The following is a 15,529-nucleotide window of genomic DNA, read 5'->3' on the forward strand; positions in this document are numbered from 1 at the left end:
CGTGGCCCCGCTGACACGATACGTCGCCCGGGGCGCCCGCGTCCCGGGCCTTCCCAGGCCCGTGACGCCGCCGCGACATTCAGTGCGGCGCGGGGAACTCCCTCAGGGGGTCAGCCGACCGGCTGGAAGGTGTCGAAGGCCGTGTTCCGCATCTGCGTGCACTCGGCTCCGTCCCACTGGTCCGACGCGCAGCTGAGCATGATCGCGTAGCCGTGCGTGGCGTCCATCTTGAAGCCGCGGTTCAGGACGCGGACCTTCATCCCGTTCTGGGTGCGCTCGAACTCCCAGTCGGCGACGGTCGGGTAGCCGCGGTACTCCACGACGCGCAGCCCGAGCAGCTTGTAGTCCTTGCTGTCACTCGCCACGCCCGGAGCCGCCTTGGCCCAGGCGAGCCGCGCGTCGCCGCCGGGGCTGTCGGTGTAGTCGACCTGGATCCGGGGGAAGCCGCCGTCACGGCTGAAGATGCCGCCGGAGTCCTTGCCCGCGACGCCGGTCTGGTGGAAGCCCTGCGGCATCGTCATGGAGAAGTGGAACTTCTCGCTCGTCACCGGGGCGTAGCCCGCCGGTACGCCGTTCCCCGTGCCCTGGCCCGGGAGCTGGCCCGTGTTCTGGCCGGGGGTCTGCGCCTGGCCCTGGCCCTGCGAGGACTGGCCCTGGGTCTGCTGTCCGGTGCTGCCGTCGGGGCTGGGCGAGGTGGCGCCGGTGGTGCTGGCGTTGCCGGTCCCCTTGCCGTCGCCGTTCGCACCGGTGTTCGGGCTGGCCGAGGTACCGCTGCCGCCGACGCCCTTGCCCGTGTCCTTGGTGCCGGGGTCGTCGTCACCGCTGAAGGCGTAGACGATGAGCGAGCCGATGACCGCCAGGACGACGATCAGGCCGGTGATCGCCAGGGCGATCGTGCGGCGCGACATGACGTCGGTGAGCGGGGCCGGGACGAAGACCGGGCGCGGCATGCGGGCCGGGGTGGCCGGGGCGTCGGCCGCGGAGGCCGTGCTCGCCGCCGCTGCCGCCTTCTGTTCGGCCGCGGCCGCCGCGGCGGCCTTGCGCGCCGACTTCAGCGCGGCGCGGGCACGTTCGCGCTGCTCGCGGTCGCGTTCCTTCTGCTCCGCCTTCTCCGCCTTCTCGGCGGCGCGTTCGGCGGCCTTCTCCGCGACCTTGTCCGCGGCCGCCTGCTGGGCTTCCGCGAGCGATATCTGGCGGGTCTCCTCCACGGCCGGGACGAGCGGCGCGGGCGGCTCCTCCGGGGCGTCGAGGACGGCGTTCAACAGGGCGCGGGCACCGGCGTCGTCGAGCCGGTGCGCCGGGTCCTTGGCGAGCAGGCCGTAGATGACCTCGGTCAGCGGGCCCGCGTTCTTCGGCGGGTCGACGGGCTCGGTCATCACGGCGGTGAGCGTGGCGAGCGCGGACCCCTTGTCGTACGGGGGCGTGCCCTCGACGGAGGCGTAGATCAGCCCGCCGAGCGACCACATGTCGGCGGGCGGGCCCGGCTTGTAGCCGCGGGCGCGCTCGGGCGAGATGTAGGAGGGGGCGCCGACGAGCATGCCGGTGGAGGTGACGGAGGGGTCGCCCTCGACCTGGGCGATGCCGAAGTCGGTGAGGACGACGCGGCCGCTCTCGGCGATGAGCACGTTGGACGGCTTCACGTCCCGGTGCAGGATGCCTTCGCCGTGCGCGGCCTTGAGCACGTCGAGCACGGCGAGGCCGACCTCGGCGGCGCGGCGGGGGGTGAGCGGGCCGCGCTCGCGGATGAACTCGGCGAGGGAGGGGCCCTCGATCAGCTCCATCACGATCCAGGGGCGGTCGTCCTCGTCGACGACGTCGTACACCGTCACGGCGCCGGCGCTGCGGATCCGGGCGATGGCCTTGGCCTCGCGCAGGGTACGGGTGACCAGGCGGCGCTTCTCGTCCTCGTCCACGCCGTGGCCGAAGCGGAGTTCCTTGACGGCGACGGTGCGGCCGAGGGTGATGTCCTTGGCCCGCCACACGGTGCCCATGCCGCCCTTGCCGAGCACTCCGCCGAGGCGGTAGCGGCGGGCGAGCAGGCGCCCCTCGTCGGTGGTGCCGGTCGGCGGCACCGGGGCGCCGCCCGCGACCGGCTTGCGCCCGGCGCGCGACGACGCGGAGTCCGCGTCCCCCGAAGACACCGAAGCGGACCGCGTCCGCACGATCCCGGGCACCTCCAACACCTCGTCCTCGGGCCCGGAGCCCTTGGGCGCGGAACCCTGCGGCGCGGCATCCTGCGGCGCGGCGTCCTTGGGCGCGGCGTCCTTGAGCGCGGAGCCCTTGGGCTCGGCGTCCTTGGGCGCGGAGTCTTGCGGCTCGGCGACCTTGGACGTGGCGGTCTTGGGCGCGGCATCCTGCGGCTCGACGTCCTTGGGCGTGGCGGTCTTGGGCGTGGCGGCCTTGGGCTCGGAGTCCTGCGGCTCGACGTCCTTGGACACGGCGGCCTTGAGCGCAGAGCCCTTGGGCTCGGAGTCCTGCGGCTCGACGTCCTTGGACACGGCGGCCTTGAGCGCAGAGCCCTTGGGCTCGGCATCCTGCGGCTCGGCGACCTTGGACGTGGCGACCTTGGACGCAGCGACCTTGGGGGCGGCATCCTGCGGCTCGGCGTCCTGCGGCGCTACGGCTTCGGACCCGGCATCCTTCGGAGCAGCGCCCTTGGACAGCGCGACCTCAGGAGCGGCGTCCTTCGCCGCGGCCGCCTCGGAGCCCGCACCCTTCGACAACGCCACCGCCGGAGCACCAACCTTCGCCGCGGCACCCTTCGGCGACGCCGCCTCGGGAGCATCGCCCTGCGCCGCGGCGTCCGCGGACACGGCGTCCTTCAACAGCCCGACCTTCACAGCGCCGCCCCGCCGCGCGACGGCCTCGGGCCCCGCGCCCTTCGGCTCGACGGCCGCGGGCCCGGACGACTTGGACCGGGCATCCTCCGGCTCGACGGCCGCGGGCTCCGCGGCCTTCGGCTCCGCAGCGGCGTCCGGCGCGGCACCCTCGGCCTCGGCGCCAGCCGCCTCCGGTATCGCGGTGGTGTCCCGAACGTCCGTGACGGCCGCGTCGGAAGGCTGGTCCGACACCCGGTCAGGGCCTCCCGCGACGGCCGACTCCGCGACCGCGTCGGCGGTTTCCGCAGGGGACTCCGGCTTGCGCTTGTGCTCCGGCTTCGACATGCGTCCCCTCTGCGATCGTGCCGCCTTCTCCGGCCGGCCCGTCATCCCGCTGGGCCCGACGTAACCCGCCCCGGCCGAAACCTCATTGTTCCTCACTCCGCAACGGACGGGTGTTCCGGGTCCGCGGTTCCCCCGGGCCACCGTACGCCGTCCGCCCGCCCCCCGGTACGGAGCACGACCCGGAGCGGAGCCGGAAGCGGAACCGGGACCGGAGCGGCGGGTCGGACCGTGCATCCGGGCCGGGAAACGGGCGGGAGCAGGGCGGGTCCGGCTCAGAGCGGAACGATGTCCGGAGCCCCCAATCGGGCCGCGTCCGCCGTCTGGTCGTCCGGTTGACGCTGCGACTCCCGCTCCGCCTGGACCCGCTTCTCGTAGTGCTCCACCTCCTTGGCGATCTGCTCCTCGTCCCAGCCCAGCACCGGCGCCATCAGCTCCGCGCACTCCCGCGCCGACCGTGTCCCGCGGTCGAAGGTCTCGATCGAGATCCGGGTCCGGCGCGTCAGCACGTCGTCCAAGTGCCGCGCCCCCTCGTGCGAAGCGGCGTAGACGATCTCGGCCCGCAGGTAGTCGTCCGCGCCCGCCACCGGCTCCGCCAGCCCCGGATCCGCCGCGATGAGGTCCAGCAGTTCCTCCGTCAGCGAGCCGTACCGGTTCAACAGGTGTTCCACCCGCACCACATGGAGGCCCGTCCGGGCGGCGATCCGGGCCCGCGCGTTCCACAGCGCCCGGTAGCCCTCCGCCCCCACCAGCGGGACGTCCTCCGTCACGCACTCGGCGACCCGCTGGTCCAGCCCGTGCACCGCCTCGTCGACCGCGTCCTTGGCCATGACCCGGTACGTCGTGTACTTGCCGCCCGCCACCACGACCAGCCCCGGCACCGGATGCGCGACCGTGTGCTCGCGCGAGAGCTTGCTCGTCGCGTCCGACTCCCCCGCCAGCAGCGGCCGCAGGCCCGCGTACACGCCCTGCACGTCGTCCCGGGTGAGCGGCACCGCGAGCACGGAGTTCACGTGCTCCAACAGGTAGTCGATGTCCGCGCTGGACGCCGCCGGATGGGCCTTGTCGAGGTCCCAGTCGGTGTCCGTGGTGCCCACGATCCAGTGCCGGCCCCACGGGATGACGAACAGGACGGACTTCTCGGTCCGCAGGATCAGCCCCGTCGCCGAGTGGATCCGGTCCTTCGGCACCACCAGGTGGATGCCCTTGGAGGCCCGGACGTGGAACTGGCCGCGCTCGCCGATCAGGGCCTGCGTGTCGTCCGTCCACACCCCGGTCGCGTTCACGATCTGCTTGGCGCGGATCTCGTACTCGCCCCCGCCCTCGACGTCCTGGACGCGCGCGCCGACCACCCGTTCGCCCTCGCGCAGGAAGCCGACGACCCGCGCCCGGTTGGCGCAGGGCGCCCCGTACGCCGCGGCGGTGCGCACCAGCGTGGCGACGTAGCGCGCGTCGTCCATCTGGGCGTCGTAGTACTGGAGCGCCCCGACCAGGGCGTCCTTGCGCAGCGCGGGGGCGATCCGCAGGGCGCGCCGGCGCGAGAGGTGGCGGTGCACCGGCAGGCCGCGGCCGTGTCCGCTGGAGATGGACATCGCGTCGTACAGGGCCACGCCGGAGCCCGCGTACAGCCGCTCCCAGCCCTTGTGCTGGAGCGGGTAGAGGAACGGGACCGGCTTGACCAGGTGCGGCGCGAGCCGCTCCAGCAGCAGGCCGCGCTCCTTGAGTGCCTCGCGGACGAGCGCGAAGTCGAGCATCTCCAGGTACCTGAGTCCGCCGTGGATCAGTTTGCTGGAGCGGCTGGAGGTCCCCGAGGCCCAGTCTCGGGCTTCCACCAGGCCGGTGGAGAGGCCTCGGGTCACGGCGTCGAGCGCGGTGCCGGCCCCCACCACTCCCGCGCCCACCACGAGCACGTCGAGTTCTCGCTCGGCCATCCGCGCGAGCGCCTCGGCGCGCTGCGCTGGCCCCAGTGTCGCTGTCCTCACGGCTGCCTCCCGTTGGTGCGGGTGTTCCCGCTCATGTCCCCCTTGGTCACGATTCTGACCGTGGCACACCCACATCGGCCACCGCCTGTGGACAACACAGCGGTGGCGACCACCCCACAATGCCGCAGATCGGTCATATATACGCCTAGTCTGACATAGCGCCAGCTCCAGCTGTCCACAGGACTTGCGCGTTCAGCCCCCTCATGTCAGGGGAGGAAGGACGGCAAACCCCATGCCCGCTGACCTCGCCGTCATCGGACTCGGCCACCTCGGCCTCCCGCTCGCACAGGCCGCCGTTTCCGCCGGAATCGAGACCGTCGGATACGACAGCGGACCCGCCACCGACTCCACCCTCACGGCCGCCGAGATCCGCCGGATGTCGGCGGCGGGCTTCCGCGTCACCACCAATCCCGCCGAACTCGGCCGGGTCCGCACGGCCGTGATCTGCGCGCCCACCCGGCTCGGCGCGGACCGCGCCCTCGACCTGTCCGCCGTCGGCGAGGCCGGCCGCGCCCTGGCCGCCCGACTGCGCCCGCACACCACCGTCATCCTCGAATCCGCCGCCCACCCGGGCGTCACCGAGGAATACTTGCGCCCCGTCCTCGAAGCGGGCTCGGGTCTGCGCGCGGGCCGCGACTTCCACCTCGCCTACTCCCCCAGCCGCCACGACCCCGGCAACCGGACGCACGGCATCGCCAACACCCCCAAGGTGATCGGCGGCCTGACCCCGGCCTGCACCGAATCCGCCGCGGCCTTCTACGCGCGCCTGACGGAGAAGGTGGTCCGCGCCCGCGGACTGCGCGAGGCGGAGACCGTCCAGCTCCTGGAGACCAACTACCGGCACGTCAACATCGCGCTCATGAACGAGATGGCGGTCCTCTGCCACGACCTCGGCGTGGACCTGTGGGACGTGATCCGCTGCGCCGAGACCAAGCCGTACGGCTACCAGGCCTTCCGGCCCGGCCCGGGCGTCGGCGGCCACGGCATCCCCCTGGACCCCAACTACCTCCCGCACACCACCCGCACCCCCGGCCACCCGCTGCGCATGGTCGGCCTGGCGCAGGAGATCAACGACCGGATGCCGCAGTACGTCATCCAGCGCAGCGCCACCCTGCTCAACGAGCACGGCAAGTCCGCGCGCGGGGCGCGGGTGCTGCTGCTGGGGGTCACCTACAAGCCGGACCTGGCCGACCAGGAGGGCTCCCCGGCCCGCGAGATCGCGAGCCGGCTCCTCGACCTCGGCGCGCTGATCAGCTACCACGATCCGTACATCGCGGGATGGCGGGTGCGGGACCAGCCCGTACCGCGTGCCGAATCGTTGTACGAGGCCGCGGCCAACGCCGACCTGACGATCCTGCTCCAGCACCACCGCACCTACGACCTGCAAGGACTCGCGGTGAAGGCCCAGTTGCTGCTGGACACCCGGGGCGCGAGCCCGGTGGGGGCCGCGCACCGGCTCTGACGCGCCCGCGAAATCCCCCCTGCGGCTGTCGTCGGCGCCTGTTAGCCTGCGGCGTTCTTATTTCGCACTTACGTCCCCATGGTCATCCCCTGGGGCACCCGTGCGCCCGTATCCCTGGGGGGGATCTCTCATGAGCCAGCAGTTCCAGCCGCCCGCGCCCGACTCCGTCACCCCGGCCCCCGGCTACCCGGCCCCGCCCGCGCCCAAGGGCAACGTCGCCCTCGGCATCGTCGCGGCCGTGGTCGCGGCCCTGGTCGCGGCGGCGGCGTACGGCGGGATCATGAACGCGATCGACCGCGAGTTCGGTTACGCCGCCGTCGGCGTCGGCGCCCTCGTCGGCATCGCCGCCGGCAAGCTCGGCGGCCGCAACCCGCTGCTCCCGGTCCTCGCCGGGGCGCTCTCCGTCGGCGCCGTGTACGCCGGTCAGCTGTTCTACCTCGCGCTCGTCTACGCGCGCCTCCAGCACGTGGGCGTGGCCGACGTGCTCGACACCCCCGGCATCGACGGCCTGGCCGAGTTCTGGAGCAAGGGCGCGGACCTCATGGAGTACCTCTTCCTCGCGCTCGGCGCCTTCGCCGGCTTCACCACGGCCCGCAAGACCGCCGCGTAACCCCGTCGCAGACCACCTGCACGGCCCTGAGCAGGCACGACCGGACACACGACCGGATCACCGGGCGATGAAACCACTGGTGTGGTCACATGCCCCGGTCATATGATCCGGCCGTGTCCGCTCATCCGCCGCTCGGTCGGCCCGTATTCGAACCCGTCGACCGCATACCGGCCCTCGCCGCCCTCCGCAGCGCCGTACGGCGCCAGGACTGGGCCGCCGTCGCCGCCGCCTTCGACGCCCTGCCCCGCGAGCAGGACCGCCCGGCGGCCTGCCGGGTCGTCGCCGATACCGAGGGGGCCGAGGAGTTCCTCGGCCGGATCGTGGCGCAGCGGCCCGGCGACCCGCTGGCCCGCACGCTGCTGGCCGACCGGTTCGTCCAGATCGGCTGGAAGATCCGCAGCGGGTACGGGGCCGAGCACGTCTCGAAGGACCAGTTCCGCGACTTCCACGCCTACCTGCGGCGCGCCGAGGTCCTGCTCATCGACGTGTGCGCCGAGTACCCCGCCTTCGGCCTCGCCTGGTACCTGCGGGTGCTCACCGCGCGCGGCCTGGAGCTGGGCCAGAGCGAGGCCCGCCGCCGCTACGACCGGCTCAGCGAGCACCACCCGCACCACTACTCGGGGCAGTCGCAGCTGCTCCAGAAGCTCTGCCCGAAGTGGGGCGGCAGCTGGGAGGCCGCGCACGGCTTCGCCTGGGAGGCCACCGTGAACGCACCGGCGGGCAGCCCCAACGGCGCCCTGGTCGCCGTCGCGCAGATGGAGCAGTGGCTGGAGCTGGACGGCGACGCGGCCCGCCAGGCGTACCTGCGCGAACCCGCCCGGCAGCAGCGGCTGCGGGACGCCGCCGCCCGGTCCGTCCTGCACCCGGACGCCCGCGCCGACGACCCGCTGGCCGTCGGCGCGCACAACGCCTTCGCGGCCGTGCACTCCGTGGCGGGCCGCCACGCCGAGGCCGCCCCGCACTTCCGCGCCCTGGGCGACCAGGCCCACGAGTTCCCCTGGGGCTACGTCAAGGGCGGCCACGAGGCCGCGTTCGTCCGTCACCGCAAGCTCGCCCTGGCAAAGGGCTAGGGGCCATCCATGAACAGCGACACCGACTCCACCGCCGACCACGTCGTCGACGGCATCCGCCACACCACCGTGGGCGGCATCCGCACGGTCCTCGCCCCGCGCTCCGGCCCGGTCACCGCCGGGCTGCTCTTCCGGGTCGGCCGCGCCGACGAGACCCTCGCCACCAGCGGCATCACCCACCTCGTCGAGCACCTCGCGCTGCACCGGCACGGCCTGGGCGACCTGCACTACAACGGCGCCACCGCCGCGGTCTACACCCACTTCCACGTCTCCGGCACCCCGGCCGACGTCGTCGAGTACCTCAACGGTGTCTGCGCCGCGCTGCGCGACCTGCCGACGGAGCGGCTGGAGACCGAGAAGGAGATCCTGCGCACCGAGGCCGCCGGGCGCTCCCGCGGCCCCGGCCACGGCATGCCGCTGTGGCGCTACGGCGCCCGCGGCCACGGCCTGCTCAGCTACGCGGAGGCGGGCCTGCCGCGGCTCACCGCGCACGCCGTCCGCGAATGGGCCCGGACCCGCTTCACCACCGAGAACGCGGTCCTGTGGATCACCAGCGACACCGTTCCCGAGGGCCTGGACCTGACGCTGCCGGCCGGTGCCCGGCAGGAGCTGCCGGAGATCACCTCCGCGCTCCCGGCCACCCCCGCGTACTACCACGGCGAGGAGGGCGGGGCCGTGCTGACCGCCGTCGTCCCGCGCTCCACCGAGGCCGCGCTGTTCGCGGAGGTGCTGGGCAAGGAGCTGTTCCGCGAGCTGCGCCAGAAGGGCGGCTACTCCTACACCGCCGAGGCCGACTACCAGCCGCGCGACCGCGACAGCGCGACCGTCGTGGCCTTCGCCGACGCGCTGCCCGAGAAGCGGGACGCGATGGTCGGGGCCTTCCTCGACGTGCTCGCGAAGCTCCGGGCGGGCCGGATCGAGCAGGCCGACCTGGAGTCCGTGCGCACCACCGCGCTCGCCCGCTTCGAGGTGCCGGAGCTGGCCGCGCACAAGCTCCCCGGGCACGCCATGAACCTGCTCCTGGGCCACCGCAACCTCACCACGGCCGAGGCCGTGGCCGAGATCGAGGCCGTCACCGTCGAGGGGCTGCACCGGATCGCGCGCGAGGTGTGGGCGGGCGCCCTGATGCAGGTGCCCGGCGGCCGGGGCGTGGACTGGGCGGGCCTGGCGGAGGCCCCGCAGCAGTCCGCCGAGGTGGTCACCGGTCGGCGCTACGCCCTCCTGGGCGAGCAGAAGGCGACGCTGATCGTCGGCGGCGACGGCATCAGCCTGGTGGCGCCCGACAACCAGGTGACCGTCCGCTACGCCGAGTGCGTGCTGCTGAACTCCTACCCGGACGGCGCCCGCTACCTGGTGGGCCAGGACGGTTTCACGCTCACCGTCGAGCCCACCCTCTACGGCATCGGCGCCGCCCAGCTGGCCCCGCTGGACGCCGGGGTGCACCCCTCGGCGGTCGTCTCGATGCCGCCGCGCGACCCGTCGCGGATCCCGCGGCCGCAGGGCCCGGCCCCGGCCGCCGGGGCCGCGCCCGCGCCCGCCGGGCCCCGACTCACCTGGGTGACGGTCGTGCTGTGGGTGCTCGGCGTGCCCGCCGTGGCGCTCGGCGTCCTCGCCGTACTGGGCACCTACGTCGTGTTCCACGACGCGGAGCGGCTGAGCGGCTCCGACTGGGCCGCCGCCGGGATCTTCTGGCTCTTCGCGGCGGTCTTCCTGGCGCCGTGGGCGGTCATGCTGCGCCGCCGTTCGAAGGGCCGCTACTGACCGGCCCCGGCCCCGCGGCGTTCGGTCCGCGGTGTCAGCGGCGGTGCTGGGAGTCCGCGACGGTGACCTCGACGCGCTGGAATTCCTTCAGCTCGCTGTAGCCGGTGGTGGCCATCGAGCGGCGCAGGGCGCCGAAGATGTTCATCGAACCGTCCGGGGAGTGCGACGGGCCGGTGAGGATCTCCTCGGTGGTGCCGACGGTGCCCAGGTCGACCTTCTTGCCGCGCGGCACGTCCTCGTGGACGGCCTCCATGCCCCAGTGGTTGCCCTTGCCGGGCGCGTCCGTGGCGCGGGCGAGCGGGGAGCCCATCATGACCGCGTCGGCGCCGCAGGCGACGGCCTTCGGGATGTCGCCGGACCAGCCCACGCCGCCGTCGGCGATGACGTGCACGTAGCGGCCGCCGGACTCGTCCATGTAGTCGCGGCGGGCCGCGGCCACGTCGGCGACGGCGGTCGCCATCGGGACCTGGATGCCCAGCACGTTGCGGGTGGTGTGCGCGGCGCCGCCGCCGAAGCCCACCAGCACGCCGGCCGCGCCGGTGCGCATCAGGTGCAGGGCCGCGGTGTAGGTGGCGCAGCCGCCGACGATCACCGGGACGTCCAGCTCGTAGATGAACTGCTTCAGGTTCAGCGGTTCGGCGGCGCCCGAGACGTGCTCGGCGGAGACCGTGGTGCCGCGGATCACGAAGATGTCGACGCCCGCGTCCACGACCGCCTTGGAGAACTCGGCGGTGCGCTGCGGGGAGAGCGCGGCGGCGGTGACCACACCGGAGTCGCGCACCTCCTTGATGCGCTGCTTGATCAGCTCGGCCTGGATCGGCGCCTGGTAGATCTCCTGGAGGCGGCGGGTGGCCGACTCCTCGTCCAGCGCGGCGATCTCGTCGAGCAGCGGCTGCGGGTCCTCGTACCGGGTCCACAGACCCTCGAGGTTCAGCACACCCAGGCCGCCCAGCTCGCCGATGCGGATGGCGGTCTGCGGGGAGACCACCGAGTCCATCGGAGCGGCCAGGAACGGAAGCTCGAAGCGGTAGGCGTCGATCTGCCAGGCGATCGAGACCTCCTTCGGGTCTCGCGTACGGCGGCTGGGGACGATGGCGATGTCATCGAACGCGTACGCCCTGCGGCCGCGCTTGCCGCGCCCGATCTCGATCTCAGTCACGTGTGGTGGCCTTTCCTCTGGGTCTGCCCGTCCAGTATCCCCGACCGGCGGCGGGCCGCGTTTCGGTGACCGCTGTACGGACGGCGGACGGGTCGCTGCGCGGGCGCACGGGAAGGGGGCGGGTCCGCCGTGCGGACCCGCCCCCTGCGCGCTGTCGCCCCGCTCAGCCCTTGCGGGAGTAGTTCGGCGCTTCCACCGTCATCTGGATGTCGTGCGGGTGGCTCTCCTTGAGCCCCGCCGAGGTGATCCGGACGAACCGGCCCCGGTCCTGGAGCTCCGGCACCGTGCGGCCGCCGACGTAGAACATCGACTGGCGCAGGCCGCCGACCAGCTGGTGCACGACGGCGGAGAGCGGGCCGCGGTAGGGCACCTGACCCTCGATGCCCTCGGGGATCAGCTTGTCGTCGCCGCCGACGCCCTCCTGGAAGTAGCGGTCCTTGGAGAAGGACTTGCGGTCGCCGCGCGACTGCATCGCGCCGAGCGAGCCCATGCCGCGGTACGACTTGAACTGCTTGCCGTTGATGAAGAGCAGCTCGCCCGGGGACTCCTCGCAGCCGGCGAGCAGCGAACCGAGCATCACCGTGTCGGCGCCCGCGACCAGGGCCTTCGCGATGTCGCCGGAGTACTGCAGGCCGCCGTCGCCGATGACCGGGACGCCCGCGGCCTTGGCGGCGAGGGAGGCCTCGTAGATCGCGGTGACCTGCGGGACGCCGATGCCGGCGACCACGCGGGTGGTGCAGATCGAGCCGGGGCCGACGCCGACCTTGATGCCGTCGCAGCCGGCGTCGATGAGCGCCTGGGCGCCGTCGCGGGTGGCGATGTTGCCGCCGATGACGTCGACCGTCGAGTTCGACTTGATCTTGGAGACCATGTCGCCGACGAGGCGGGAGTGGCCGTGGGCGGTGTCGACGACGATGAAGTCGGCGCCCGCCTCGATCAGGGCCTGGGCGCGCTCGTACGCGTCGCCCGCGACGCCGACGGCCGCGCCGACCAGCAGGCGGCCGTCCTTGTCCTTGGCGGCGTTCGGGTACTTCTCGGCCTTGACGAAGTCCTTGACCGTGATGAGGCCCTTGAGGATGCCCGCCTCGTCGACCAGCGGAAGCTTCTCGATCTTGTGGCGGCGCAGCAGCTCCATGGCGTCGACGCCGGAGATGCCGACCTTGCCGGTGACCAGCGGCATCGGGGTCATGACCTCGCGCACCTGGCGGGCGCGGTCCGACTCGAAGGCCATGTCGCGGTTGGTGACGATGCCGAGCAGCTTGCCCGCCGGGTCCGTGACCGGCACGCCGCTGATGCGGAACTTCGCGCACAGCTCGTCGGCCTCGCGCAGGGTCGCGTCGGGGTGCACCGTGATCGGGTCGGTGACCATGCCGGACTCGGAGCGCTTGACCAGGTCCACCTGGTTGGCCTGGTCGGCGATGGAGAGGTTGCGGTGCAGCACGCCGACGCCGCCCTGGCGGGCCATGGCGATGGCCATGCGGGACTCGGTGACCTTGTCCATCGCGGCGGACAGCAGCGGGACGTTGACCCGCACGTTCCGGGAAATCCGGGAGGAGGTGTCGATCTGGTCAGGCGCCATGTCCGACACGCCCGGCAGGAGCAGCACATCGTCGTAAGTGAGCCCCAGCGTGGCGAATTTGTCGGGCACTCCATCGGCGTTGACAGTCATGACACCTTCCCAGATGGTCTTGCTCAGCGCGGATGTCCATGCTAACGGGATCCCGGGGCGTCTCATTCCACGACCAAGATCGACAGAAAGATTCGTAGCTTCCTACGGACTTTCCGTCGAGCTTAGGGCGGTGCGCCGCGGCGGTCTACGGGAACGACGCGCGCGGCGCCCGGCGCCCTACTGCTCGGCGAGGGCGCGCAGCCGGCTGAGCGCGCGGTGCTGGGCGACGCGGACCGCGCCCGGGGACATCCCGAGCATCTGGCCGGTTTCCTCCGCCGTGAGCCCGACGGCCACCCGCAGCACCAGCAGTTCGCGCTGGTTCTCGGGCAGATTGGCCAGCAGCTTCTTGGCCCAGGCCGCGTCGCTGCTGAGCAGCGCCCGCTCCTCGGGGCCGAGCGAGTCGTCCGGCCGCTCCGGCATCTCGTCGGAGGGCACGGCCGTGCTGCCGGGGTGCCGCATGGCGGCCCGCTGCAGGTCGGCGACCTTGTGGGCGGCGATGGCGAAGACGAACGCCTCGAAGGGCCGGCCGGTGTCGCGGTAGCGCGGCAGCGCCATCAGGACGGCGACGCAGACCTCCTGCGCCAGGTCCTCGACGAAGTGGCGGGCGTCACCGGGCAGCCGCGAGAGCCGGGTGCGGCAGTAGCGGATGGCGAGGGGGTGCACGAAGGCGAGCAGGTCGTGGGTGGCCTGGCCGTCGCCCTCGACGGCACGGCGCACGAGCGCGCCGACGGCCCCGGCGCTGCCGCCATTGGCGGTGCCGGTCGGGCTCGTGGCCGCGGTGGACCCCTCGGCCTCGTCGTCGCGCATCAATCCATGGTGCCTTGGCGCCGGAGCATTCGCGCCGCCACGGCCCGTGTTGTGCATCGAAGCGTTATGAGCGGGTGCACCTGAAGTCATTGCCCGTGCCCTCCCCTCCCGCTCGGCCGAATGGTCCCGGTCCCCGAGGCCACAGCTCCGAAAGTGCGGCCACACCATCAAGGATGCGGCATCGCGCCCGAAGCGACACGTCCCCCGGATTGTGCCTCGCGAATCCCGGGTCCGCACCGCATGCGACTCGACCCGATCGCGCGACCCCCGATCGGTGCGACGCCCCGCCCGTGCTGACGGGCGGGGCGCGGCCGGGGACGTACCGGGCCGGAGGACTGCTACTGGCGGACTGCCACCAGCGGACTACTGCCAGCGGACCGCTGCTAGCGGACCAGGCCCCAGCGGAAGCCGAGCGCCACGGCGTGCGCGCGGTCCGAGGCGCCGAGCTTCTTGAACAGCCTGCGGGCGTGGGTCTTGACCGTGTCCTCGGAGAGGAAGAGCTCGCGCCCGATCTCCGCGTTGGACCGGCCGTGGCTCATGCCCTCCAGGACCTGGATCTCGCGCGCGGTGAGCGTGGGCGCGGCGCCCATCTCGGCCGAGCGCAGCCGCCGGGGGGCGAGCCGCCAGGTCGGGTCGGCGAGCGCCTGGGTGACCGTGGCCCGCAGTTCGGCGCGCGAGGCGTCCTTGTGCAGATAGCCCCGGGCACCGGCGGCGACCGCGAGGGCCACCCCGTCCAGGTCCTCGGCGACCGTCAGCATGATGATGCGGGCGCCCGGGTCGGCCGAGAGCAGCCGTCGGACGGTCTCGACACCGCCCAGCCCCGGCATCCGTACATCCATCAGAATCAGATCGGAGCGGTCGGCACCCCAGCGGCGGAGGACTTCCTCGCCGTTGGCAGCCGTCGTCACACGCTCGACGCCGGGCACGGTGGCAACCGCGCGACGGAGCGCCTCTCGGGCAAGCGGGGAGTCGTCGCAGACGAGGACGGATGTCATGACCGCCCTCCGCAGCTGCTGATGCGCGTCACCTTGAGCCTCCAGGCTGGTACGTATCGTCACCGTTGCGGTCGATGCTCCCGGACACCTGTCCGAGAACTTCTTGGTTCAACCGCCTTCACACTCTCAACGACGGTCACTCGAAAGAGTTACGGGTCGGACGGACACCTTCGGCACTCTACGTGAGGTACCGAACACGGCGCGGGCGCCACGAGCCTCATGTCCTCCATCTGGAGCTATGCCCTATTTGGCGGCTTTCCTTCCGTTTGGCATGTGTCTGAGGCTAGATTCCCAATGAGTCATATTTACATCTACTCAGACAGTAGATCTGGCGACCTGGAACACATCCGCCTCAGTACCGGCACCAAGAGGACTACCCATGGCAGATTTCTCCCGCCTCCCCGGACCGAACGCCGACCTGTGGGACTGGCAGCTGCTCGCCGCCTGCCGCGGGGTCGACAGCTCCCTCTTCTTCCACCCGGAAGGCGAGCGGGGCGCGGCCAGGAGCGCGCGCGAGACCTCGGCTAAAGAGGTCTGCATGCGATGCCCGGTGCGTTCGGAATGCGCAGCGCACGCACTCGCCGTCCGCGAGCCCTACGGGGTGTGGGGCGGCCTGACCGAGGACGAACGCGAAGAGCTGATGGGACGGGCCCGACACCGGCTCATCCCGGCCACCAGCGTGACGGGGGCCGCCGTGTCCGGGCCGACCGTCAGGCACTGAGTCACCCCTGCGGCCCACCCCGGTCCACCCCGACAGGACGAAACGCCCGAAGGAACGTTTCTTCGATTTCGTGGATTCCGTGACCCTCGTGGACTCCACGGGGAGGGCGCCGGCTCCACCGACCCCCACCAC

Annotated in this window: 11 protein-coding genes; 5 read left to right on the plus strand and 6 right to left on the minus strand. The window is 72.6% G+C overall.

Translation table 11 applies throughout. The features are described 5' to 3' along the window. Positions 1 to 110: 110 nt before the first annotated feature. Positions 111 to 3,164 (minus strand): protein kinase, encoded by a 3,054-nt coding sequence (locus tag ACFWAR_RS16835; protein ID WP_385777737.1) that lies wholly within the window; start codon positions 3,162 to 3,164, stop codon positions 111 to 113. A gap of 272 nt (positions 3,165 to 3,436) precedes the next feature. Next, positions 3,437 to 5,143 (minus strand): glycerol-3-phosphate dehydrogenase/oxidase, encoded by a 1,707-nt coding sequence (locus ACFWAR_RS16840; protein ID WP_385777740.1) that lies wholly within the window; start codon positions 5,141 to 5,143, stop codon positions 3,437 to 3,439. Positions 5,144 to 5,375: 232 nt separating this feature from the next. Here ACFWAR_RS16840 and ACFWAR_RS16845 point away from each other — a divergent pair, with 232 nt between their 5' ends. The 4 genes from ACFWAR_RS16845 (at position 5,376) to ACFWAR_RS16860 (ending at position 10,046) form a co-directional block, all read left to right on the plus strand. Beyond that, positions 5,376 to 6,605 carry a nucleotide sugar dehydrogenase gene (locus ACFWAR_RS16845; RefSeq protein ID WP_385777743.1) on the plus strand — a complete coding sequence of 410 codons (1,230 nt, stop codon included), beginning with the start codon at positions 5,376 to 5,378 and terminating at the stop codon, positions 6,603 to 6,605. A 130-nt stretch (positions 6,606 to 6,735) separates the two neighbouring features. Next, positions 6,736 to 7,215: a hypothetical protein gene (locus ACFWAR_RS16850; RefSeq protein ID WP_385777746.1), complete on the plus strand. Its 480-nt coding sequence runs from the start codon at positions 6,736 to 6,738 to the stop codon at positions 7,213 to 7,215. 113 nt (positions 7,216 to 7,328) lie between these two features. Next, positions 7,329 to 8,285 carry a hypothetical protein gene (locus ACFWAR_RS16855; RefSeq protein ID WP_385777749.1) on the plus strand — a complete coding sequence of 319 codons (957 nt, stop codon included), beginning with the start codon at positions 7,329 to 7,331 and terminating at the stop codon, positions 8,283 to 8,285. A 9-nt stretch (positions 8,286 to 8,294) separates the two neighbouring features. Further along, positions 8,295 to 10,046 carry a M16 family metallopeptidase gene (locus tag ACFWAR_RS16860; RefSeq protein WP_385777751.1) on the plus strand — a complete coding sequence of 584 codons (1,752 nt, stop codon included), beginning with the start codon at positions 8,295 to 8,297 and terminating at the stop codon, positions 10,044 to 10,046. 34 nt (positions 10,047 to 10,080) lie between these two features. Here the strand turns inward: ACFWAR_RS16860 and ACFWAR_RS16865 are convergent, their stop codons facing one another. The 4 genes from ACFWAR_RS16865 to ACFWAR_RS16880 form a co-directional block, all read right to left on the minus strand. Beyond that, on the minus strand, positions 10,081 to 11,205 hold the full coding sequence (locus ACFWAR_RS16865; RefSeq protein ID WP_385777754.1) for a GuaB3 family IMP dehydrogenase-related protein: 1,125 nt from the start codon (positions 11,203 to 11,205) through the stop codon (positions 10,081 to 10,083). A gap of 163 nt (positions 11,206 to 11,368) precedes the next feature. Then, positions 11,369 to 12,874, minus strand: coding sequence for an IMP dehydrogenase (gene guaB, locus ACFWAR_RS16870; protein ID WP_385777756.1), 1,506 nt, complete (start codon positions 12,872 to 12,874; stop codon positions 11,369 to 11,371). A gap of 177 nt (positions 12,875 to 13,051) precedes the next feature. Then, complete coding sequence (locus ACFWAR_RS16875) at positions 13,052 to 13,681, minus strand: sigma-70 family RNA polymerase sigma factor (RefSeq protein ID WP_385777759.1); 630 nt, start codon at positions 13,679 to 13,681, stop codon at positions 13,052 to 13,054. Between the two features lie 383 nt (positions 13,682 to 14,064). Continuing rightward, positions 14,065 to 14,676, minus strand: coding sequence for a response regulator transcription factor (locus tag ACFWAR_RS16880; RefSeq protein ID WP_003948568.1), 612 nt, complete (start codon positions 14,674 to 14,676; stop codon positions 14,065 to 14,067). Positions 14,677 to 15,055: 379 nt separating this feature from the next. On the opposite strand from ACFWAR_RS16880, the gene ACFWAR_RS16885 reads away from it, so the two are divergent. Continuing rightward, complete coding sequence (locus ACFWAR_RS16885; RefSeq protein ID WP_385777762.1) at positions 15,056 to 15,397, plus strand: WhiB family transcriptional regulator; 342 nt, start codon at positions 15,056 to 15,058, stop codon at positions 15,395 to 15,397. Positions 15,398 to 15,529: the final 132 nt, after the last annotated feature.

It is taken from the genome of Streptomyces sp. NPDC059917, assembly GCF_042730635.1.
Lineage (GTDB): Bacteria > Actinomycetota > Actinomycetes > Streptomycetales > Streptomycetaceae > Streptomyces.

What these genes read in the sequence shown, in the direction of transcription:
- ACFWAR_RS16845 (WP_385777743.1), top strand. Translation starts at nt 5,376, where the DNA reads ATGCCCGCTGACCTCGCCGTCATCGGACTCGGCCACCTCGGCCTCCCG.
- ACFWAR_RS16850 (WP_385777746.1), top strand. Translation starts at nt 6,736, where the DNA reads ATGAGCCAGCAGTTCCAGCCGCCCGCGCCCGACTCCGTCACCCCGGCC.
- ACFWAR_RS16885 (WP_385777762.1), top strand. Translation starts at nt 15,056, where the DNA reads ATGGCAGATTTCTCCCGCCTCCCCGGACCGAACGCCGACCTGTGGGAC.
- ACFWAR_RS16880 (WP_003948568.1), bottom strand. Translation starts at nt 14,676, where the DNA reads ATGACATCCGTCCTCGTCTGCGACGACTCCCCGCTTGCCCGAGAGGCG.
- ACFWAR_RS16875 (WP_385777759.1), bottom strand. Translation starts at nt 13,681, where the DNA reads ATGCGCGACGACGAGGCCGAGGGGTCCACCGCGGCCACGAGCCCGACC.
- ACFWAR_RS16835 (WP_385777737.1), bottom strand. Translation starts at nt 3,164, where the DNA reads ATGTCGAAGCCGGAGCACAAGCGCAAGCCGGAGTCCCCTGCGGAAACC.
- guaB (WP_385777756.1), bottom strand. Translation starts at nt 12,874, where the DNA reads ATGACTGTCAACGCCGATGGAGTGCCCGACAAATTCGCCACGCTGGGG.
- ACFWAR_RS16860 (WP_385777751.1), top strand. Translation starts at nt 8,295, where the DNA reads ATGAACAGCGACACCGACTCCACCGCCGACCACGTCGTCGACGGCATC.